At 63.8% G+C, this 20,957-nt stretch carries 20 protein-coding genes; 7 read left to right on the forward strand and 13 right to left on the reverse strand.

The window, feature by feature from the left end; all coding sequences use genetic code 11:
* The first annotated feature begins 227 nt into the window (after window positions 1-227).
* Window positions 228-1,463: a lytic murein transglycosylase gene (locus Q8N40_RS02705; RefSeq protein ID WP_305710710.1), complete on the forward strand. Its 1,236-nt coding sequence runs from the start codon at window positions 228-230 to the stop codon at window positions 1,461-1,463.
* An 18-nt stretch (window positions 1,464-1,481) separates the two neighbouring features.
* On the opposite strand, the gene Q8N40_RS02710 is transcribed toward Q8N40_RS02705, so the two are convergent.
* The 8 genes from Q8N40_RS02710 to Q8N40_RS02745 all read right to left on the reverse strand — a co-directional run bounded on the left by Q8N40_RS02710 (window position 1,482) and on the right by Q8N40_RS02745 (window position 9,735).
* Entirely contained in the window at window positions 1,482-2,291 is an 810-nt protein-coding gene (locus Q8N40_RS02710; protein ID WP_305710711.1) for an SDR family NAD(P)-dependent oxidoreductase, read from the reverse strand.
* Window positions 2,292-2,323: 32 nt separating this feature from the next.
* Complete coding sequence (recJ, locus tag Q8N40_RS02715; protein ID WP_305710712.1) at window positions 2,324-4,165, reverse strand: single-stranded-DNA-specific exonuclease RecJ; 1,842 nt, start codon at window positions 4,163-4,165, stop codon at window positions 2,324-2,326.
* A 181-nt stretch (window positions 4,166-4,346) separates the two neighbouring features.
* Entirely contained in the window at window positions 4,347-5,066 is a 720-nt protein-coding gene (locus tag Q8N40_RS02720) for a haloacid dehalogenase type II (RefSeq protein WP_305710713.1), read from the reverse strand.
* A gap of 36 nt (window positions 5,067-5,102) precedes the next feature.
* Window positions 5,103-5,552, reverse strand: coding sequence for a GNAT family N-acetyltransferase (locus Q8N40_RS02725; RefSeq protein WP_305320177.1), 450 nt, complete (start codon window positions 5,550-5,552; stop codon window positions 5,103-5,105).
* Window positions 5,553-5,559: 7 nt separating this feature from the next.
* Window positions 5,560-6,558 (reverse strand): class II fructose-bisphosphatase, encoded by a 999-nt coding sequence (gene glpX / locus Q8N40_RS02730; RefSeq protein ID WP_305320176.1) that lies wholly within the window; start codon window positions 6,556-6,558, stop codon window positions 5,560-5,562.
* A gap of 78 nt (window positions 6,559-6,636) precedes the next feature.
* Window positions 6,637-7,956: a homoserine dehydrogenase gene (locus Q8N40_RS02735; protein WP_305710714.1), complete on the reverse strand. Its 1,320-nt coding sequence runs from the start codon at window positions 7,954-7,956 to the stop codon at window positions 6,637-6,639.
* An 80-nt stretch (window positions 7,957-8,036) separates the two neighbouring features.
* Entirely contained in the window at window positions 8,037-9,257 is a 1,221-nt protein-coding gene (locus Q8N40_RS02740; protein WP_305320174.1) for an LL-diaminopimelate aminotransferase, read from the reverse strand.
* A 187-nt stretch (window positions 9,258-9,444) separates the two neighbouring features.
* Window positions 9,445-9,735: a hypothetical protein gene (locus tag Q8N40_RS02745; RefSeq protein ID WP_305710724.1), complete on the reverse strand. Its 291-nt coding sequence runs from the start codon at window positions 9,733-9,735 to the stop codon at window positions 9,445-9,447.
* Window positions 9,736-9,992: 257 nt separating this feature from the next.
* On the opposite strand from Q8N40_RS02745, the gene Q8N40_RS02750 reads away from it, so the two are divergent.
* Together Q8N40_RS02750 and Q8N40_RS02755 are read left to right on the forward strand one after the other, a co-directional pair.
* Window positions 9,993-11,798, forward strand: coding sequence for an alpha/beta hydrolase (locus tag Q8N40_RS02750; RefSeq protein ID WP_305710715.1), 1,806 nt, complete (start codon window positions 9,993-9,995; stop codon window positions 11,796-11,798).
* A 73-nt stretch (window positions 11,799-11,871) separates the two neighbouring features.
* On the forward strand, window positions 11,872-12,270 hold the full coding sequence (locus Q8N40_RS02755) for an MAPEG family protein (RefSeq protein WP_305710716.1): 399 nt from the start codon (window positions 11,872-11,874) through the stop codon (window positions 12,268-12,270).
* 139 nt (window positions 12,271-12,409) lie between these two features.
* On the opposite strand, the gene Q8N40_RS02760 is transcribed toward Q8N40_RS02755, so the two are convergent.
* From Q8N40_RS02760 to Q8N40_RS02780, 5 genes are all read right to left on the reverse strand, one after another.
* A complete protein-coding gene (locus Q8N40_RS02760; protein WP_305710717.1) occupies window positions 12,410-13,003 on the reverse strand; it encodes a bifunctional 2-polyprenyl-6-hydroxyphenol methylase/3-demethylubiquinol 3-O-methyltransferase UbiG in 594 nt (197 codons plus the stop codon).
* A gap of 16 nt (window positions 13,004-13,019) precedes the next feature.
* Window positions 13,020-14,069, reverse strand: a complete 1,050-nt coding sequence (gene argC, locus Q8N40_RS02765; protein WP_305710718.1) for an N-acetyl-gamma-glutamyl-phosphate reductase — start codon at window positions 14,067-14,069, stop codon at window positions 13,020-13,022.
* Window positions 14,070-14,104: 35 nt separating this feature from the next.
* Window positions 14,105-14,752: an FMN-binding negative transcriptional regulator gene (locus tag Q8N40_RS02770; protein ID WP_305320169.1), complete on the reverse strand. Its 648-nt coding sequence runs from the start codon at window positions 14,750-14,752 to the stop codon at window positions 14,105-14,107.
* 335 nt (window positions 14,753-15,087) lie between these two features.
* Window positions 15,088-16,077 carry an MBL fold metallo-hydrolase gene (locus Q8N40_RS02775; RefSeq protein WP_305710719.1) on the reverse strand — a complete coding sequence of 330 codons (990 nt, stop codon included), beginning with the start codon at window positions 16,075-16,077 and terminating at the stop codon, window positions 15,088-15,090.
* 199 nt (window positions 16,078-16,276) lie between these two features.
* Window positions 16,277-16,807: a DedA family protein gene (locus Q8N40_RS02780; protein WP_305320167.1), complete on the reverse strand. Its 531-nt coding sequence runs from the start codon at window positions 16,805-16,807 to the stop codon at window positions 16,277-16,279.
* A 238-nt stretch (window positions 16,808-17,045) separates the two neighbouring features.
* Between Q8N40_RS02780 and parE the strand changes: the two genes are divergently transcribed.
* The 4 genes from parE to Q8N40_RS02800 all read left to right on the forward strand — a co-directional run.
* Complete coding sequence (gene parE, locus Q8N40_RS02785; protein ID WP_305710720.1) at window positions 17,046-19,103, forward strand: DNA topoisomerase IV subunit B; 2,058 nt, start codon at window positions 17,046-17,048, stop codon at window positions 19,101-19,103.
* A gap of 214 nt (window positions 19,104-19,317) precedes the next feature.
* Window positions 19,318-20,160: a porin family protein gene (locus tag Q8N40_RS02790; RefSeq protein ID WP_305710721.1), complete on the forward strand. Its 843-nt coding sequence runs from the start codon at window positions 19,318-19,320 to the stop codon at window positions 20,158-20,160.
* A gap of 159 nt (window positions 20,161-20,319) precedes the next feature.
* Window positions 20,320-20,505 carry a hypothetical protein gene (locus Q8N40_RS02795; protein ID WP_305710722.1) on the forward strand — a complete coding sequence of 62 codons (186 nt, stop codon included), beginning with the start codon at window positions 20,320-20,322 and terminating at the stop codon, window positions 20,503-20,505.
* Window positions 20,506-20,628: 123 nt separating this feature from the next.
* On the forward strand, window positions 20,629-20,957 hold a 329-nt coding region (locus Q8N40_RS02800), incomplete at its 3' end, for an SDR family NAD(P)-dependent oxidoreductase (RefSeq protein ID WP_305710723.1).

Consider the following 20,957-nt stretch of genomic DNA (forward strand, 5'->3'; position numbering starts at 1 on the left):
CGGGTGCTGCAATGGACGCTGACCCGCCGCGGCGGCACCCTGCTCGACAAATGCCGCAGTCCCGTCCGGGCGGTGGAGCGGCAGCTGGTCGCCGGGCTCGGCGCCAGGGCGCAAGCCACCGTGCGGCGCTGGCTGGCCCAAATTGCCGCAGATCTGCAGCAGGATCGCTAGTTCCAGCGGCGCATTGACCTCTGCCGCGCCGCCTCCCTGGCGGGTAGACTGTCCCGATGGACCATTTTGATTCTCTGAGCACCCCGACCCGCCGCGCGCTGCTGCGATCAACCCTCGGTGCCGGCGCCCTGCTCGCGCATCCGCTCGCGGCGTTTGCCGCAGCCCCACCCGGTTTCGATCAGTGGCGCGACGGTTTTCGCGCCCGCGCGCTGGCAAAGGGTGTTTCGGATGCGACCTACACCCGTGTGATGGGCCGCATCGAGCCCGACATGTCCGTGTTCAAGCAGATGGCGAAGCAGCCGGAGTTCCACGAGCAGATCTGGCAATACGTCAATCGCCGCGCGTCCGACTGGCGCATCACCGCCGGCAAGGAAGCGCTCCGCAAGAACGAAGCGCTGTTCACCCGGATCGAACAGGATTTTGGCGTCGAGCGCGGCACGCTGCTGGCGCTGTGGGGTGTCGAGTCCGCCTATGGCGATCCCCTGGTGCAGCAGAACCATATGCGCCCGGTATTTCCCTCGCTCGCGGCATTGGCCTGGAACGAGCCGCGCCGCCGCGCCTATTGGGAAACCGAACTGATCAACGCCCTGAAGATCGTCGACCGCGGCTGGGGCACGCCGGAGGAAATGCGCGGATCATGGGCCGGCGCGATGGGCCATACCCAGTGGATGCCGGAAGTCTGGCTCAATGTCGGCACCGACTACGACAAGGACGGACGCGTCTCGCCATTTGGAAAGCCCGACGATGCGCTCGGCTCCAGCGCGCGTTATCTGCTCAATCGCGGCAAGTATCGCCGCGGCGAACATTGGGGCTATGAGGTGCGGGCTTCGAGCGCCGCCGCCAGCGGAAATCGCAGCTACGCGGCATGGGCCAGTGCCGGAGTGAAGCGCGCCGACGGCCAGCCATTCCCCCAACCGAACGCGTCGGCGCAGATGTGGGTACCGGTCGCGGGCGGCCCGGCGTTCCTGCTGGGCCCGAATTTTTACGCGGTGCGCAGCTACAACCCCTCGATGAACTACGCGCTGGCGATCTGCCATCTCGGCGACCGTATTTTGGGCGGCCCGCCGTTTATCCAGCCGTTCCCAGGCTCCGAGCGCGTCATGACACTCGCCGAAATCCAGGAGATGCAGACCCGCCTGACCAGGGCCGGCTTCGACACTGGCGGCACCGACGGCCGCGTCGGCAACGACACCATGAAGGCAGTGAAGGCCTATCAGACCAAAATGGGGCTGGCGCCGGCGGATGGTTACGGCGGGCTCAAGGTGCTGGCGCGGTTGCGGCAGGGACCGTGATGACGGCCGCGGCTGGCCTCACCCCTGCCTTACCGCGCCGCCCGCGTTCATGCCGCCGTCGATCACGAGTTCCGTTCCGGTGACATAGCGCGAGGCATCGGATGCCAGATACAGCACGCCGCTGGCGATTTCGATGGCGTGGCCGGCGCGGCCGAGCGGCGTTGCCAGTTTCGCACGTTCTTCCGGATCGATCGGGGCATTTTGTCCGCTGCCCGATGCTTCCGTTGGGATCTTGCCCCAGATCGGCGTGTCGATGATGCCGGGATGCACCGAATTGACCCGGATGCCATCGCCAAACGACGCGCACTCCATCGCGATCGCCTTGGCGAACAGCCGCACGCCGCCCTTGGTCGCGCAATATCCGGCCAGCGTTTGCGCACCGCGCAGCCCCGCCAGCGACGACATCATGATGATCGAGCCGCCACCGGTCCGTCGCATCAGCGGCAGCGAGTGTTTCACCGACAGAAATACACCATCCAGGTTGATCGCGGTCTGGCGCCGCCAGTCTTCCAGCGACATGTGGATGATCGACGGCACGGATATTCCGATGCCGGCGTTGGACACCAGGATGTCGAGCCGACCATAGCGTTTTCCGACGTCGGCGACCACTTCCTCCCAGCGCGGCTCGCTGGTGACATCCTGATGCAGGAACAACGCCTCGTGTCCGGCCTTCTTGATGCCGGCAACAATTTCGGGACCCTTGAGATCGTCGATATCGGTGACAACGACCCTGGCGCCTTCGCGCGCCAGCAACTCGGCGACCGCAGCGCCAATGCCTGATGAACCACCCGTGACCAGCGCGACCTTGCCCTCAACCTGCCTCGTCATATTCACTCCCGTTGTTATCATTGTTGTTGGCCTTACCGGATCATCGCCGGTCCCTGATCCGGCACCGCGACATCGGTCACGCGGAACTGCACCCGCTCAGTGCCTTGCCAACGGTCGACCGCGAGCGATCCCGCGACATGCAGGGGCTGGCCACGATGCTGGATCAGCGCATTGCCGAGCTTTTGCCCGATCGAACGAAACGCGATGCCGTTGACGATGGCGCCGTCGCCGGATTTGAACCGTAGCCGCAGATGCGCCTGCCCGACTTCATCGGCATAGACCAGTTGATGCGACGGCAGCGCCACCACGGGTTCGGGATTGCCGCTGCCGAAGGGGCCTGCACGATTGAGTATGGCGGCGAAATCCGGGGTCACGCTGCGCGCGCTGACGGCGCCGTCGATCAACAGTTCGTTTTCATGTCGCGAATTGGCGACGTCGGCGGCCAGCGCGCTTTCCATATAAGCGCGGAATTCCGCCAGTCGCTCTTTGCGTAGCGTGACGCCGGCGGCCATGGCGTGACCGCCGCCCTTCATCAACAGCCCCTCCTTGACAGCCTGCCGTACCGCCTTGCCGAGATCGACCCCGGAGATCGAACGGCCTGAGCCGGTGCCGATGCCGCCTGGCTCCAGCGCAATCGCAAAAGCCGGCCGCGAGAATTTTTCCTTCAGGCGTGACGCGACGAGCCCCACCACGCCGGGGTGCCAGCCCTCCGACGCTGTGACGATGACCGCGCCCTTGTCTTCCAGTCCGAGCGAAGCGAGCGCCTCGGCTTCGGCCTGCGCCTCCGCCATCTGCTCGATGACGCGGCGCTCGGTGTTGAGGCGATCGAGTTCGGCGGCAATCCCAGCGGCCTCCGAAACATCGCCTTCCAGCAATAGCCGCACCCCGAGATCCGCGCGTCCGATCCGTCCGCCCGCATTGATGCGCGGCCCCAGCATGAAGCCGAGATGCCAGGCTTCCGGCGGGCCGTTCAGCCGCGACACATCCATCAGTGCGGTAAGACCGACATGATCGCGCCGCCGCATCGCGATCAGGCCTTTGGCGACGAAAGCGCGGTTGAGCCCGGTCAAGGGCGCGACATCGGCGACGGTGCCGAGGGCGACGAGATGCAGCATGCCGAGCAGATCGGGCTCGGGCATTTCGGCGTCCCAGAAGCCGCGGCTGCGTAATTCGCGGTTGACCGCGACCAGCGTGACCAGCACGAGACCGATCGCGGCGAGATGACCAAGGCCGGAGAGATCGTCAGGCCGGTTCGGATTGACCAGCGCTTCGACCTCCGGCAGTTCGTCACCGGACTGGTGATGATCGATCACGACCACCGACATCCCGAGCCGCCGCGCTTCGGCCAGCGGCTCGAGGCTGGTGGTGCCGCAATCCACCGTCACCAACAGGGTGGCGCCCTTGCCGGCCAGCATGCGGATCGCCTCGGTATTGGGGCCGTAGCCTTCAAATATCCGGTCGGGAATATGAATCAGCGGATCGAGCCCGCAATGGCGCAGATGCCATGCCAGCAGCGCCGCCGAGGTGGCGCCGTCGACATCGTAATCGCCGAAGATCGCAACCTGCTCCCGGCGCGTGGCGGCATCCGCAATTCGCTTGGCGGCGGCTTCCATCTGGGTCACGGTGTAGGGATCGGGCATCATTTTGCGGATGGTCGGATCGAGAAAATCCGCGACTGCATCGAGTTCGACATCGCGCCCGGCCAGCACCCGCGCCAGCATTTCCGGCAATTGATAGCGCTGCGCAATCGCCAGCGCCCGCGACGCGCCCCGTGCATCCAGCCGGTCGCGCCACAACTTTCCGGTCGCCGAACGCGCGACGCCGAGAAACGCGGGGGGCGCCTCGACGGGCAATGCGGATGCGGGAAGTGTCATGATGCTTTCAGGCGATCGGGATCAAACGCGGTGTCGTTGGGATATCGTGCCCCGGATGCGGCGCGGGGCGCAAGCGGTGCGCGGCTAGGCCGGGACCGATACGACCGCCTTTGACGCTGTTGGTTCCCGGCTCTGCGGAGCAGTGCGAGGGCGCTGCTCCGCGGCCGGGACACGAAGGTCGTCAGCACCCCATCTTGTCGGCGATCCCGTTAAAATCCTTCGCGACGATGTCCCAGCTACCGGTCGCCTCGAAGTCGAATTTCTGCAGCGGGCCGTATTCGGTCGGTCGCGCCACGAATGCGGTCTTCAATCCGAGTTGCTGCGCGGCCTTCAAGTCCTGGTTATGCGCGGCCACCATCATCACCTGCTCCGGCGCCAGGCCGAGCAGTCTTGCCGCACCGAGATAGGTTTCCGGATCAGGCTTGTAGTGTTCGAACAACTCAGCCGACAGGATGAGGTCCCAGGGCATCCCGGCAAACTTCGCCATATTGGTCAGCAGCGCCACATTGCCGTTCGACAACGGCGAGATGATGTATTTCGTCTTCAGCCGCGTCAGCCCGGACACGGTGTCGGGCCAGGCATGAAGCCGGTGCCAGCCCATGGTGAGATATTTCAGGTCAGCCTCGGTCAGCCCCTCGATCGAAAATCGCGCCACCAGCTTTTCCAGCGATTGCCGGTGCAGCGTATCCAGGATCATGTAGCCGCGCTCGGGATGTTTTCTGACCTCATCCATCGAGGCGGCATAGACCGCGCGCCAGCCGTCGACCAGGGCGGTCCAGTCGGCCTTGATGCCGCGCATCTCGCTCCATTTGGTGAAATCGTTGATCAGGCTGGTGCGCCAGTCGACGCAAGTACCGAACACATCGAATACCAGGGCCTTCACCGGCGAATCACTGGACATATCCACTCCCTGTTCTTGTTCTTGGTCGCGCCGTGCCTAAAGCACTTTGCGGTATTGAATGAATCCGAGATTGTCGGCAACCCCGTCGTACAGCGCGCGTGCCTTGGTGTTGTCCGATTGCGTCAACCAGTAGACGCGGCTCGCACTCGCCGCCCGGGCCTTGTCGTAGACCGCCTCGATCAGTGCCCGTCCGAGCCCCCGGCCCCGCGCCGTTTCCGCGACAAACAGATCTTCCAGATAGCAGTATCGGTGCGGCGCCCAGGTCGAGCGATGAAACAGATAATGGGCGAACCCCGCCAGCTGGCCATCGACATAGCCGCCCAGCGCAAACATCGGCTCGTCCGGATCGTGAAACCGCATCCAGGCGAGGTCGCTGACGTCCTGCGTCAGCGACGTCTTGTAGAAGGCGAGATAGCCCGCCCATAACGGGTTCCACGCCTCGCGCTCGTCTTCACCAACCGGTCGTATCTGGACAGTGCCGGTCATATGTTGCTCAGTCGAGGTGGAATTTCTCGAGCTGCCGGTGTTCGGCCTTGATGTAACGCACCGTGCCGGTGACCGAGCGCATGACGACGGTTTCGGTCTCGATCACGCCCTTGCGGAATTTGACGCCCGACAGCAGCGAGCCGGTGGTGACGCCGGTTGCCGCGAACAGGCAGTCGCCTTTCGCCATGTCCTCGATGCCGTAAATCATGCGCGGATCGAGCACGCCCATCTTGTGGGCACGTTCGCGCTTCTCCTCGCTGTCGAGGATCAGGCGGCACTGCATCTGGCCGCCGATGCAGCGCAGCGCCGCCGCCGCCAGCACGCCCTCGGGCGCGCCGCCGGTGCCGATATACATGTCGACGCCGGTATTGTCGGGATCGGCGCAATGGATCACGCCGGCCACGTCACCGTCGGTGATCAGGCGCACCGCAGCACCGGTGCCGCGGACGGCGGCAATGATATCGGCGTGGCGCGGACGGTCGAGCACCAGCACGGTGATCGAGGAAGCATCGACTCCCTTGGCCTTGGCCAGACGGCGGACATTGTCGGCGGGCGAGGCGTCGAGCTCGACGACGCCCTTCTTGTAACCGGGACCGACCGCGATCTTCTGCATGTAGACATCGGGCGCATGAAGCAGCGTGCCGCCATCGGCCATCGCCATGGTCGCGATCGCGCCCGGCATGTTCTTGGCGCACAGCGTGGTGCCCTCGAGCGGGTCGACGGCGATATCGACCTGCGGGCCGGCATTCATGCCGACCTTCTCGCCGATGAACAGCATCGGCGCCTCGTCGCGCTCGCCCTCGCCGATCACGACCGTGCCTTCGATCGGCAGCTTGTTGAGCTCGCGGCGCATCGCGTCGACCGCGGCCTGGTCGGCCTCTTTCTCCTTGCCATGGCCGCGCAGCCTTGCAGCCGACACCGCCGCGCGCTCCGTCACCCGCACGATCTCGAGCGTCAGGATGCGCTCGAGCAGCAACTGCGGCGGAACAGAAATATGGGTCGACATCGGCAAACTCCCTAAGACGTCACTGCGGGTCTGGCGACCCGTACAATCGTTTTACGCGCCGTCCGTTCGGACGCTGCGTCAGTTCTTTTCGATCCGTATCACCTGCGGCCGGCCGCTGATGACCTTGTCGCGCTGTACCGCCTGCAGCGCGCGATAGACCGCATCCTCGCTGGTGGCGTAGGTAATCAGGATGACCGGCACCGGCGAAGCTTTCTTCGTCGCGCCGTCCGCGTCAACGCCATCGGGATGGCGCTGCACGATCGACTCGAGCGAGATTTTCTGCTCCGCCAGCCTCGTGGCAATGGTGGCGGCGGTGCCGGCAAGATCCCGCGCCATCAACCGGATATAATAGCCGCCCTCATGGCGCTCCATCGGCGCCTTTGCGGTCACCCGCAATTTCTTGACCGGACGCCCGAACGGATTGGCGCGGATGCCGCGCGCGACATCCGCAATGTCGGCGACCACGGCCGACGCGGTCGCAGCACCGCCGGCGCCCGGACCCACCAGCGTGATCGGCGGAATGCCCTCGCCATCGATCGTCACCGCATTGGTGACGCCCATTACCTGTGCGATCGAGGACGATTTCGGCACCATGGTCGGATGCACGCGCTGTTCGATGCCCTTGGCGGTCCGCACGGCGACCCCGAGCAGTTTGACCCGGTAACCCAGTTCTTCGGCGGCGCGCAGATCTTCCGGCGCGATCGAGGAAATGCCTTCGACATAGACTGAGCTCTGCGCCACCTTGGTGCCGAAGGCGAGACTGGCCAGAATAGCGAGCTTCTGCGCGGTGTCGTGGCCATCGACGTCGAACGACGGATTGGCCTCGGCATAACCGAGCCGCTGCGCGTCCTTCAGGCATTCGGCGAACGACAGGCCCTCCTGTTCCATCCGCGTCAGGATGTAATTGCAGGTGCCATTGAGAATGCCGTAGACGCGGTTGATGCCGGTGCCGGCCAGACCCTCGCGCAGGGTCTTGATCACGGGAATCGCGGCGCCGACCGCCGCCTCGAAGTTCAGCGCGCCGCCATGTTTTTCGGCCGCCTTCGCCAGCCGCAATCCATGCCTGGCGATCAGCGCCTTGTTGGCGGTCACCACCGATTTGCCGGATTTCAGCGCCGCCTCGATCGCAGCCAGCGCGGGATCGCCGGAGCCGCCCATCAACTCGACGAAGCAATCGATGCCGGGATCGTTGGCCAGCGCCAGCGGGCTCCTGGCCCATGCGATGCCGCGCAGGTCGAGCCCGCGCTTCTTCACCTTGGAGCGCGCGGTCACCGCGACCACGCGCACGCCGCGTCCGCAGCGCGCCGACAAGGTCCGGCTCTGCTGTTCGATGAGGCGGACGACTTCGGCGCCAACAGTGCCGAGCCCCGCAATACCCACTTTCAAGGGTGCGACCATGATCAGAAAAACCTGAAAGAGAAACTCAGACTAGGGATGACCTGGCCCGAAAACCGGAACTCCACTTTTCGGGGTCATGCCTATCGCCGGTTGGCGAGAGGAACCACGTTGTGCAACGTTTCAAGCCCGCTTTCAAGGAAGCGGCGCACGCCGCGTGCGGCCTGGCGGATCCGCTGCTCGTTTTCCACCATGGCGATACGGACATACCCCTCGCCGTGCTCGCCGAAGGCCACCCCCGGCGATACCACTACGCCCGATTTCTCGACCAGCAGGGTCGCGAACTGCATGCTGCCGACCTCGCGGAACGCTTTGGGCAGGGGCGCCCAGGCGAACATCGAGGCTTCCGGCGCCGGAATATCCCAGCCGGCGCGGCCGAAGGAATCCACCAGCGCATCCCGGCGCTTGCGATAGGTATCGCGCATCTCGCGGATGCAGTCGTCGGGACCGTTCAATGCCGCGGTCGCCGCGACCTGGATCGGCGTGAAGGCGCCATAATCGAGGTAGGATTTGACCCGCGCCAGTGCTGCGATGATGCGTTCGTTGCCGACGGCGAAGCCCATCCGCCAGCCGGCCATCGAGAATGTCTTCGACATCGATGTGAATTCGACGGTCACGTCGATCGCGCCGGGAACCTGCAGCACCGAGGGCGGCGGGTTGTTCTCGTCGAAATAGACCTCGGCATAAGCGAGATCCGACAGGATGAAAATCTCGTGCTTCTTCGCGAATGCCACCAGATCCTTGTAGAAGTCGAGGCTCGCGACATAGGCGGTCGGATTGGAGGGATAGCAGACCACAAGCGCCAGCGGCTTCGGGATCGAATGGATGATGGCGCGCTCCACCGCCTCGAAGAATTGCGGCGTCGGTTCCGAGGGAACCGAGCGGATCACGCCGCCGGCCATCAAGAACCCGAAAGCATGGATCGGATAGCTCGGATTGGGGCACAGAATGACATCGCCCGGCGCGGTGATCGCCTGCGCCACGTTCGCAAACCCCTCCTTCGAGCCCAGCGTGGCGACGATCTGGGTTTCCGGATTGAGTTTCACGCCAAAACGCCGGCCGTAGTAGGCGGCTTGCGCCTTGCGCAGGCCGGTGATGCCGCGCGAGGCCGAATAGCGGTCGGTCCGAGGCTTGCCCAGGGTCTCCTTGAGCTTTTCGATCACATGAGGCGGCGTCGGCAGATCGGGATTGCCCATGCCGAGATCGATGATGTCGGCCCCGGCATTCCGTGCCGCTGCCTTGGCCCGGTTGACCTGCTCGAACACGTAGGGCGGCAGACGGCGAATGCGGTAAAATTCTTCCATCGGTCTCATAGCTCCGGAGCCGGGTCGCGGCAGGAATCGCCAGCATGGCTTGCATCGCCGCGGAACTCGATTCCACACAAAAGGCATGCTCGTTCAATGATTTAGGGCAAATTCCGCGCCAAACCTCTGAATCGGGATTGTTTTACCACGCGGGCCCGGCTGCGCCAGCCGAATTAGCGCAACCGGCTCACTTTGCGGCGGAGTTTTTGGCTGCTGTCGACGCCTGCCGATCCCGGGCGGCCGCCAATTCGCGCAGGGCCTGCGCCTGTTCGGCCGGCGCCATTGCTGCCGCGTCGCGTTCGGGAGGCAGGTCATGAACCGGTAGGTAGGTGCCGGCCTCCTTGGGCCGCGCCGGAGCGTCAGCCGGCGTGCCGACCAACGGCATATCCGCGATCGATGTCGCGCAGCCGCCGAGCGCCAGTGCCGACAGCAGGAGCGCTACCGTCATCACCACCCTGATGTGCCGATCGATTGTCATCCCCAGCGGAAATCCCCATTTGCTCCGCTGGTATGAGCCTTGCAGCGGCAAAACGTCAAATCTTTCCCCACCATTCAAACCATTGTCGCCCGAAACGATTAAAGCCGGAACAACAAAGCCGAGCGTTGGGGCCTCAATATGTCGGAACCGGGAAATCTTATCGCAGTGCAGCAGGTGCAATGCAGAAGATTAACCCTTGATCGCCCGCGCCGATTGCGCGCGGTGACGAACTGGAAATGAACCTATAGTGTCTGCTCATGAGTGAAGTCGCCAGCGAAACCAACGCCACGAAAAAATTCGATCCCGAAGCCTTCGCGATGAACCTTGCGAAGGCGATGGAGAGCAGCGGCCAGGCGCTCGCGGCCTACCTGAAGCCGCGCGAGAATGGCGAAGCCCGGGACAAACCGCCCAACGAAATCGGCGAGGTAGTGAAGACGTTTTCCGCGGTGGCGGAATATTGGTTGTCGGACAACCAGCGATCGGCGGACCTGCAGGCCAGGATCGCCAAGGCCTATATCGATCTCTGGGGATCATCGGCACGCCGGCTTGCCGGCGAAGCGGCGACGCCCGCGATCGAGCCATCGCCGCGCGACAAGCGGTTCAAGGATCCGGAGTGGAAATCGAACCAGTTCTTCGATTTCGTAATGCAACTCTATCTGCTCACCACGCAGTGGGCGCAGGATCTGGTGCGCAACGCCGAAGGCCTCGACGACCACACCCGCAAGAAGGCGGAATTCTACGTCCTGCAGATCACCAATGCGCTGGCGCCGTCGAATTTCGTCCTCACCAATCCGGAAGTGCTGCGCGAGACGTTGGCCTCCAGCGGAGACAACCTCGTTCGCGGCATGAAGATGCTGGCGGAGGACATCGAGGCCGGACACGGCACACTGCGGATCCGTCAGTCCGATCCCGCCAATCTCGCGGTTGGCGTCAACATGGCGACGACGCCGGGCAAGGTGATCTTTCAGAACGAGCTGATGCAGTTGATCCAGTACACGCCCTCGACGGAAACCGTGCTGCGCACGCCGCTTCTGATAGTGCCGCCGTGGATCAACAAGTTCTACATTCTCGATCTCAAGCCGGAGAAATCCTACATCAAGTGGTGTGTCGATCAGGGCGTCACCGTGTTCGTGATCTCCTGGGTCAACCCGGACAAGAAGCTCGGCCAGAAGACCTTCGAAGACTACATGAAGCAGGGCCCGCTCGCGGCGATGGACGTCATCGAACAGGTGACCGGCGAGATGAAGGTCCACACCGCGGGCTATTGCGTCGGCGGCACCCTGCTCGCTTCGACGCTGGCATGGCTTGCGGACAAGCGACGTGTGCGCGTGACATCCGCAACCTTCTTTGCCGCGCAGGTCGACTTCACCCATGCCGGCGATCTTCTGGTGTTCGTCGACGAACACCAGATTTCGGCGCTGGAGCGCGATATGCAGGCGTCGGGCGTGCTCGAAGGCGGCAAGATGGCGATGGCCTTCAACATGCTGCGCTCCAACGACCTGATCTGGTCCTATGTCGTCAGCAACTACCTGAAGGGACAGCCGCCCTCCTCGTTCGATCTCCTGCACTGGAATTCGGACGCGACGCGGATGCCGGCGGCGAACCATTCCTACTATATGCGCAACTGCTATCTGGAGAACCGGCTGTCCACCGGCAGCATGGTGCTCGACAATACGCTGCTCGACCTGTCGAAGGTGAAGGTGCCGGTCTACAATCTGGCGACCCGCGAGGATCACATCGCGCCGGCGGACTCTGTGCTGTACGGCTCGCAGTTCTTCGGCGGCCCGGTGAGGTATGTGCTGGCGGGGTCCGGGCATATCGCCGGCGTGGTCAACCCGCCGGCGTCGGGAAAATATCAGTACTGGACCAACGACAATATCAGGGACATTTCGCTGGCGGACTGGCTCAAGGGCGCGCAGGAGCACAAGGGCTCGTGGTGGCCGGACTGGCACCAATGGCTCGAGAGCATCGACGCCGAGACGGTGCCGGCGCGGCCGGTCGGCACCGCGGCGTTGCCGCCGATCGAAGACGCGCCGGGCAGCTACGTCCGGGTTCGCGCGTAGCGCTATCTTCCGCGATTAGGCTATAACCATCCCGGCCCCGTGGCCCGGATTCGCAATTGAGTGAGGGGAACCCATGACGCGTGAAATTTTCTGGCTGACGCTGACGGTGATTTTGACCGGCGTGATGTGGATCCCCTACGTGGTCAACCGCTGTCAGATTCGCGGGCTCTCCGGCGCAATGGCCAACCCGGCACGCAACGACAAGCCGCATGCCGAATGGGCCAATCGCATGATGTTCGCGCATGACAACGCGGTCGAGAACCTCATCATCTTCGCGCCACTGGTGTTGATCCTCGACTCGATGGACTATTCGACGAAATGGACCGTTCTGGCCTGCGCGGTGTACTTCTGGTCTCGCGTCGCGCATCTGATCGTCTACACGTTCGGCCTGCCGGTGTTCCGCACGCTCGCCTTCACCGTCGGCTTCTTCGCGCAGGCCGTGCTGGTGCTGGCGATTTTCAAGATCCTGTAATTCTTGTCCCGGACGCGGTGCAGCGTTCTTCGCGCTGCTCCGCAGAGCCGGGACCCAGCCCCACTCACGGGTTTGACGATGGACCCTGGACGCCGCGCATCGCCTGAGCGTTGCGCTGCGTTCGGGGCACGAACCAATATCAAGGGCTCTTCCGGGCCATCACGAACAGCATCTCGGCCCATTCATCATCAAAACCCCTGACTTCGCCCTTCTCGATCGCCAATGAACTCCAGGTACCGGCGCTGGCGTAGGTTTCGCGCAGCCATTCCGGCGACGGATAATTGTAGTAGCGATTGAGCGTGTCCCGCCCGTCCTCCTCGCCGGCCTTGAAGCTGGCGTAGAAATGGCCGCTGGGCTTCAATGCGCGCCAGATCAGCGACAGCACTTCAGCAAGTTCCGGTCGCGGGACGTGCAGCAGGCACGCGTTGGCCCAGACGCCGTCATAGGCCTCGACCTTGTCGAGGTCATGGAACAGCAGCGTCTCGACCGGGCGGCCGAGACGGCGTGAAGCCTCGGCCGCCAGTTCCGGCGAACCGTCGGTGGGACGAACATCGAATCCCGCGGCCAGCATCTGCGCGGAATCGGCGCCGGCGCCGCATCCGAGTTCGAGAATGCTTGCGCCTGATGGCAACACCGCGAGAAAGCGGTTGATCCGTGTCTGGCGCGAGGTGATCTCGCGCCCGGCATAGGCCTGCGCGTTGCTGCGGTAGAACTGAAGCGTATCTTCGTCCACGGCGGCTCCTCGGCACTTACGGAAACAGCGCGATCTGCTCCAGCCCGGCGGCTTCGGGCAGCCCGAACATCAGGTTCATGTTCTGGATCGCCTGCCCTGCCGAGCCCTTCACCAGATTGTCGAGCACCGAAATGACGATGGCACGGTTCTTGATGCGGTCGGCAAACACCCCGATCTGCACATAGTTCGAACCGCGCACATTCTGGGTCTGCGGCAGCACGCCCTTTTTCGCGACATGCACGAAGGGTTCGTCCTTGTAGGCCGTGGCCAGCGCCGCACGCAGATCGTCCGCGCTCGCCCCGTCGAGCTTGACGTAGGAGGTGCAGAGTTCACCCCGGCTCATCGGAATGAGGTGCGGCGTGAAATTGACCGTCACGGCCGAGCCCGCTGCGACGCCAATCTCCTGCTCGATCTCCGGCGCATGCCGATGCGTGCCGATCGAATAGGGAGAAAGTCCCTCGCCGGCTTCGCTGAATAGCGTGTTCTGCTTCAGCCCGCGGCCGGCGCCGGTGACGCCAGATTTGGCGTCGATGACGATGTCGTCGACATCGATCAGTCCGGCTTTCGCCAGCGGCACCAGCGCCAGCAGCGCCGCCGTCGGATAGCAGCCGGGACAGGCGACCAGCCGCGCCGCAGCGATCTTCTCGCGGTAGAATTCGGTCAAGCCGTAGACGGCTTCGCCCTGAAGCTTCGGCGCGCGGTGCTCGTGACCGTACCATTGTGCGTAGGTGTTCATGTCGCGCAGCCGGAAATCCGCCGACATGTCGAGGATCTTGATGGCTGGATTGGCTGAGAGCACCGCCGCGATGATTTCCTGCGTGGTGCCGTGCGGCAACCCGCACAAGACGGCGTCGAGACCGGTCCAGTCGACCTTTTCCCATTCCACCAGCTTCGGCAGGTCCAGCATGAAGAAATGCGGAAATACGTCCGCCATCGCCTTGCCGGCATGGGTGTTGGCGGTGAGCGCGGTAATTTCGGCATTCGGATGCCGCGCGAGCAGGCGCACCGCGTCGGCGCCGGTGTAGCCGGACGCACCCAGAATACCGATCTTCTTCTTCGTGCTCATCACGTCACTCCTTCTGGGGTCGTCTTAGCACTCAATTATGTCGCCTGGCTCTCGAACAATTGCGGACGCAACCCGCGCATTTCGCAGGCCAGAACCTTTGCTGCCGCCTCCTGCTGCCCGGCGAGCGCGGTCGCAATGGCGACGTAGTCGGTATCGGATTTGTGCTGGTTGAGCTTGAAGCTGCCCTCCACCACCTCGACCGTCATGACGAGGCCCACGATGGCTTTTTTCATCGCATCCAGCCGTCCCGCCGTCATCTTCGACGACAGCCATGGCGGTTTCGGCGCCAGCCATCTCTCGAATTTTGCGCTCAGCGCGTCGAGATGGCGGCCGAGTTCATCGTCGGACTGTTTTCGAACGGTGCCGGTGAGGTGGGCGGCCTGATACAGCCAGGTCGGCACCTGGTCCGGCGACGCGTACCAGTCGGGCGAGACATAGGCGTCGGCGCCGTTCACGGCCATCAGCCAGGACGAGGTCCCGTCGGCAAAGCCCGCCAGCGCATTGTGGCGCGCGACATGAAATGCCGCCAGCGGTGTGCCGTCGTCGGCATAGTCGAGATAAAACGGCAGCGACGAAGCGACCGGCTTGCTGCCGTCCCATGCGCAGACCGTGCCGAATCCGCGCGCCTCCGCAAACGCGAGGCTGGCGGCGCGATCGGGCTTGAACATCGGGGGCGTATACATCGCAAACTCCGGCTTGATGGTGGAGCCGCCGGGGTAAGGTCACGCTGCAGGAAGGAAGTGCCGCGGATCGGATCCGGCGGCAGGGGCGACAATCTCAGACGCTGAGGTCCGCCCATACCGCTGAGGCGCGGCGGCGGCGAGCGATTGAGCTGGTCACAGCGTTGATCATGGCCGCGGGCTATAAGGGGCGGTGCCCTTTCCGTCAAGATCTGACGTCATTCCGGGATGGTCCGAAGGACCAGAGCCCAGGTGCGCAATTGCGCACCGGGGAATCTCAAGGTTACAATTTCCGGATTCCGGGTTCGCGCGCATGCGCGCCCCGGAATGACTGGAAGTTAGATCACCGGGCTCCACGGCGCCGGCACCAACCGGTAGCCATTGCCATCCTTCTCGACAAAACCATTGGCCGGGAACGGATAATGGAAGCCCTGGACCCGCATCTTGTCGGCCACCAGCATGTCGTAAACCTTGCGGCGGGTCGCTTCCGCCATCGCCGGATCCTGGTCGAACATCAGGTGCCAGCCGGGATTGGTCACGAACAGCGCCGGGAGGTTGGTCACATCGGACTGGATGAACACCTTGTCGGAACCCGACGAGAGAATGAACGAAGTGTGTCCCGGCGTGTGGCCCAGCGTAGCGACCGCCTGCAGCCCCGGGGCAACATCCTTGCCGGTTTCATAGGGCGTCACCTTCTTCTTCAGTCCCGCGTCGAAAACGCGACGGGCATTGGCGAACACGCCCTTCATGCGGTCCGTGGTCTGCTTGGCCATTTCGCCATCGTCCATGAAATACTTCCACTCGGCGGCCGGCACCAGCACCTCGGCGTTGGGAAACGCCGGCATGTTGTCCGCCGTCAGCAGGCCGTTGATATGGTCGCCGTGAAAATGCGAGATGACCACGAGATCGACGGCTTTGGCATCGAGCCCGGCGGCGGCCATGTTGCTGGCGAACTGCCCGACATTGCCCTTGCTCGAGGCAAAGGCCGCCGGGCCGTTGCCGGTGTCGACGACCACCAGCTTGCCGCCGGTATTGATGACCAGGGGCGCGAACTGGATGCTCATCCGGTCTTTCGGCATGAACGCCTTTTCGAGCGCGGCGTTGACTTCGTCCTTTTTCACGTTGAGTACGAAGGTGTCGCCGAGCGCAAAATTGTTGACGCCATCGGAGACGACATTCACCTGGGCGTCGCCGACCTTGTAGCGGTAAAAACTGGGCGCCTGCTTGTCGGCCAAAGGCGCGGCGGCTTTGGCAAAGGCGCTCGGCAGCAAGGGCGTGGCAGCAAGCGCGGCGGCTCCCGCGAGCGCATGACGTCGTGTCAGTTCCATGGTGATGTCTCCCTGCAAGTTGGATCGATGACGTGCGGATTTCCCGGTTTCTCGGCCCTGTTTCCAGGCGGGGTGTCGGGCCGACTTCTACCAGCGTTCTGAAGGCAATGCGATCACGCCGGCGCGGGCGCAACGCTCGGCATCCAAGGGGGCTAACACCCCGGCACGCGGCTTATTCCCAGCCGACCGCGGGGCGACCTCAGACCGCCCGCCACAGCCATCCCGCGATATGGGCCATCACGTCGCCGAACAGCAGCAGCACCGCCGACCAGACCAGCGCGGACGAAAAATTCGCGATCTGAAATCGCAAATACGGCATCTCGAATATCCCGGCGGCGAGCGGCACCGAGGCCCGCAACGGTCCGAAAAACCGTCCGATGAAAATGCTGGGCACGCCCCAGTCTTTCACGAAAGCCTCGCCGCGCGGCAATAACTCCGGGTAGCGCGACAGCGGCCACATCTCGGCGACGTGTTCCTTGTATTTGAAGCCGAACCAGTAGGAGACCCAGTCGCCAAGGGCGGCGCCCAGCCCGCCGGCCAGCCAGACCGGCCAGAAGCTGATACCGCTGACGCCGATCAGCGCACCGATCGCGACCAGTGCCCCCCAGGCCGGAACCAGCAGCGATAGAAAGGCGAGCGATTCGGCGAACGCCAGCACAAATACGATGGGAGCGGCCCAGACCTGATGGTCGCGCACGAACGAAGCCAAAGCGCGCGTAAAATCTTCCATATCTGGAAAGCCTTCCCCAACCCCGGCCATTCGAGCGGGCATTGAGCCTTTCTGCGTTCGCAATGCAAGAACAGGTAGACCAACCCGTTCCGCGACATCAAGTCACAAAGGCGGCGACCGCACGTGAATTGCACTCCCGTGTAACAAGCTGCCGCGCCGTCACTTTTTGAGCTCAACCGTGGCATAGTCAGACAGACCGATTCGCTGCGCCCCAGGCGCGCGCAACACATGAAGAGCTATGGCCAAATCACTGAAATCAGCTGCTAAAACCAAAGCCGACAGCGATCTGTTCGGGACTACCGAGCCGAAGGGCCCCGCGCCCCTCACGGTCGCCGCGCGCGGCGCCAGCGCCGAGGCCGGCTACACCGCGGCAGATATCGAGGTACTCGAGGGCCTCGAGCCGGTGCGGCGCCGGCCCGGCATGTATATCGGCGGCACCGACGAGAAGGCGCTGCATCATTTGTTCGCCGAAGTCATCGACAATTCCATGGACGAGGCGCTGGCGGGGCATGCGACCTTCATCGAGGTCGAACTCGGCGCCGACGGCTTTTTGACCGTGTCCGACAATGGCCGCGGCATTCCGGTGGACCCGCATCCGAAATTTCCGAAGAAATCGGCGCTCGAAGTCATCATGTGCACGCTGCATTCCGGCGGCAAGTTCGATTCCAAGGTCTACGAGACCTCCGGCGGCCTGCACGGCGTCGGCGTCTCCGTGGTCAACGCGCTGTCCTCGCGGCTCGAAGTCGAGGTCGCGCGCAGCCAGAAGCTCTATCGCATGGCGTTCGAGCGCGGCCATCCCAAGGGCAAGCTCGAAGACCTCGGCAAGATCAACAACCGCCGCGGCACCCGGATCCGGTTCAAGCCGGACACCGAGATTTTCGGCGCCAGGGCCGTCTTCAAGCCGCAGCGGCTGTTCAAGATGGCGCGATCCAAGGCCTATCTGTTCGGCGGCGTCGAAATCCGCTGGCGCTGCGACCCGTCGCTGCTGAAGGGCCTCGACGACGTGCCGGCCGAGGACAGCTTTCATTTCGCCGGCGGATTGAAGGATTATCTGGCCGCGGCCGTCCATGCCGACACCCTGGTGCATCCGGATATCTTCTCGGGCAAATCCGGCCGGGTCGGCGCCCATGGCGCCTGCGAATGGGCGGTGGCCTGGACCGCCGACGCCGACGGCTTCCTGTCGTCGTACTGCAACACGGTGCCGACCCAGGACGGCGGCACCCACGAATCCGGCATGCGCAGCGCGATGCTGCGCGGCCTGAAGGATCACGCCGAGCGCGTCGGCCAGGGCAAGCGCGCCGCCTCCATCGTCTCCGAAGACGTCATGGTGGGCGCAGCCGTGATGCTCTCGGTGTTCGTGCGCGAGCCCGAATTCCAGGGCCAGACCAAGGATCGCCTCGCCACCGCGGAAGCCCAGCGCATCGTCGAGCAGGCCATCAAGGACCCGTTCGACCATTGGCTGTCGGGCAATCCCCTGCAGGCCAACAAGCTCCTGGACTTCGTCGTCGAGCGCGCCGACGAGCGGCTGCGCCGCCGCGCCGAAAAGGAAATCTCGCGCAAGACCGCGACCAAGAAAGCTAGACTTCCCGGAAAACTCGCTGACTGCTCCAACAGCGCCCAGGAAGGCTCCGAACTGTTCATTGTCGAGGGCGACTCGGCCGGCGGCAGCGCCAAGCAGGCGCGCGACCGCAAGACCCAGGCCATCCTTCCGCTGCGCGGAAAAATCCTCAACGTCGCCTCCGCCACCAGGGACAAGATGACCGCCAACGCACAGTTGGCCGATCTGATGCTGGCGATCGGCTGCGGCACCGGCCCGCAATACCGCGAGGAGGACCTGCGCTACTCCCGCATCATCATCATGACCGACGCCGACGTCGACGGCGCGCATATCGCTTCGCTGTTGATCACCTTCTTCTACCGGACGATGCAGCCCCTGATCGACCAGGGCCACCTCTACCTCGCGGTGCCGCCGCTCTACCGGCTGACCCATGGCGCCAAGACGATCTACGCCCGTGACGACGCCCACAAGGACCAGCTCCTGAAGAGCGAGTTCAACGCCAATGCCAAGGTCGATGTCGGCCGCTTCAAGGGGCTCGGCGAAATGATGCCGGCGCAATTGAAGGAAACCACCATGGACCCGGCCAAACGCACCTTGCTGCGCGTGGTGCTGCTGACCGAAGACCGCGAGGGCACCGCCGATTCGGTCGAGCGCCTGATGGGCACCAGGGCCGTGGCGCGCTTCGCCTTCATTTCCGACAAGGCCGAAGTCGCCAGCGAGGTTCTGCTGGACGTCTAGCGCCGGGCAGCGCCGAAAACGGCCGAATTCCACCTTCTGCGAGGCGAATTCGCCGTTTTTATCGACTTTCTCCCTTTTCGTTTTCCGGCGGGTGTGGTTCCCCCGCAACAGCATTTTTGACGAAACCGGCTATAGTTTTCGGGACAGTTCGAGATTCTGGGAATCGAAATTTAACGCTGGTCGGGATCGACCGCCAATTACTGGGGATTGTACGATGAAGAAACTGGTCCTGGCTTTAGCCGCGGTTGCCACATTCTCCGCCCCGGCGCTCGCCGCCGACTTGCGTGCCAAGGCGCCGATGCGCGCTGCTCCGGTTGCCTATGCTCCTTCCTGGACCGGCTTCTGGATTTCGGGTGGCTTCGGTTATGGAATGGCCCAGCTTGAGCACGCCGAATACAATCTTCCCGCCCCGTTAGCGAATGGGCTGCAGGTAAGCACTGGTCAGGACGCGAGTGGAAAAGGTTGGCTGGCCAAGGTTGGCGCCGGCGCCGACTACCAGTTCGCTGGACCGATGGGCAATTGGGTCATCGGCGCGTTTGCGGACGCGGATTGGTCCAACATCGGTGGCCAGTACAGCATGAACGTTGCGGGCGTTCCCGGAGCCCTCATTGCAGCGTCGAATCTTACAGGCCAATTCAGGAACGACTACTCTTGGGCCGTAGGCGCGCGCATTGGTTACGTCGCCCTTCCGGGACTTCTGACCTACTTCAACGCCGGCTATACCCAGGCGCATTTTGAACAAACCAACTACTTCAATACCAACAATCCCGCCGCACCGCTCGCGACCGGCATCTCGCTGGGAAGCCACACCCGGAATGGTTACTTCCTTGGTGGCGGCACGGAATACGCCGTAAGCCAGCTTCCTGGGCTGTTCTGGAAGAACGAAGTTCGTTTCTCTGACTTCGGCAACCAGACCCACACCCTCGTTTGTACGACCGGCGTTGGCTGCGGCGTTGGCAATGTCTTGACCCAGACGAGCCGCTTCTACGAGCAAAAGGCGACCACCGAGCTCGTCTACCGCTTCAACTGGGGTGGCCCGGTCGTCGCGAAGTACTGATCTCTCCTCCCGGAAGACCAACTCGAAAGCCCCGGCGTTTGCCGGGGCTTTTTTGTGATCGATGCGCCTTCCAAGTCGTCGCCTTCCCCTTGCCCTGCATGTGCAGGCACTGCACTCTGGCCGCAGCGCGATATCCCGCGACCACCGGAAGGCGAACCCATGCGCAGCGGGCTTACAATCATCGGCTTCCTCGCGCTCGCGGTCGGGCTGCTGTGGATCGGTCAGGGCACCGGCGTGATCGCCTGGCCGGCATCCAGTTTCATGATCAAGCAGACCCAGTGGGCCTGGTACGGCGCGGCGCTGGCCGGGCTAGGGCTGATCCTGATCTGGCGCGGCAGGCGCTGAATTCGTAGGGTGGGCAGAGGCGCGCTTCGCGCCGTGCCCACCATTGCGCAAAAGATTGAAGATGGTGGGCACGGCGCAAGCGCGCCTTTGCCCACCCTACCGACTCAATCGCAAGGACCACACATGGCAACCAAACTCTTCGATCTCTCGGGCAAGGTGGCTGTCGTCACCGGCGGCAATGGCGGCATCGGGTTCGGCATGGCGCGGGGGCTGGCGGAAGCCGGCGCCGATATCGCGGTGGTCGGGCGCAACGAGGCGAAATCGACCGCCGCGGCCGCCGAACTCAAGGCGTGCGGCGTCAGGGCGATCGCCGTCACCGCCGACGTCACCGACAAGGCTGATGTCGGAGCCATGGTCGAACGCGTCGCAAAAGAGTTCGGCCGCATCGACATTCTCGTCAACAATGCCGGCATCAACATCCGCAAGCCGCCGCACGCGCTCGAACTCGAGGA

Source organism: Bradyrhizobium sp. (assembly GCF_030693485.1).
GTDB lineage: Bacteria > Pseudomonadota > Alphaproteobacteria > Rhizobiales > Xanthobacteraceae > Bradyrhizobium.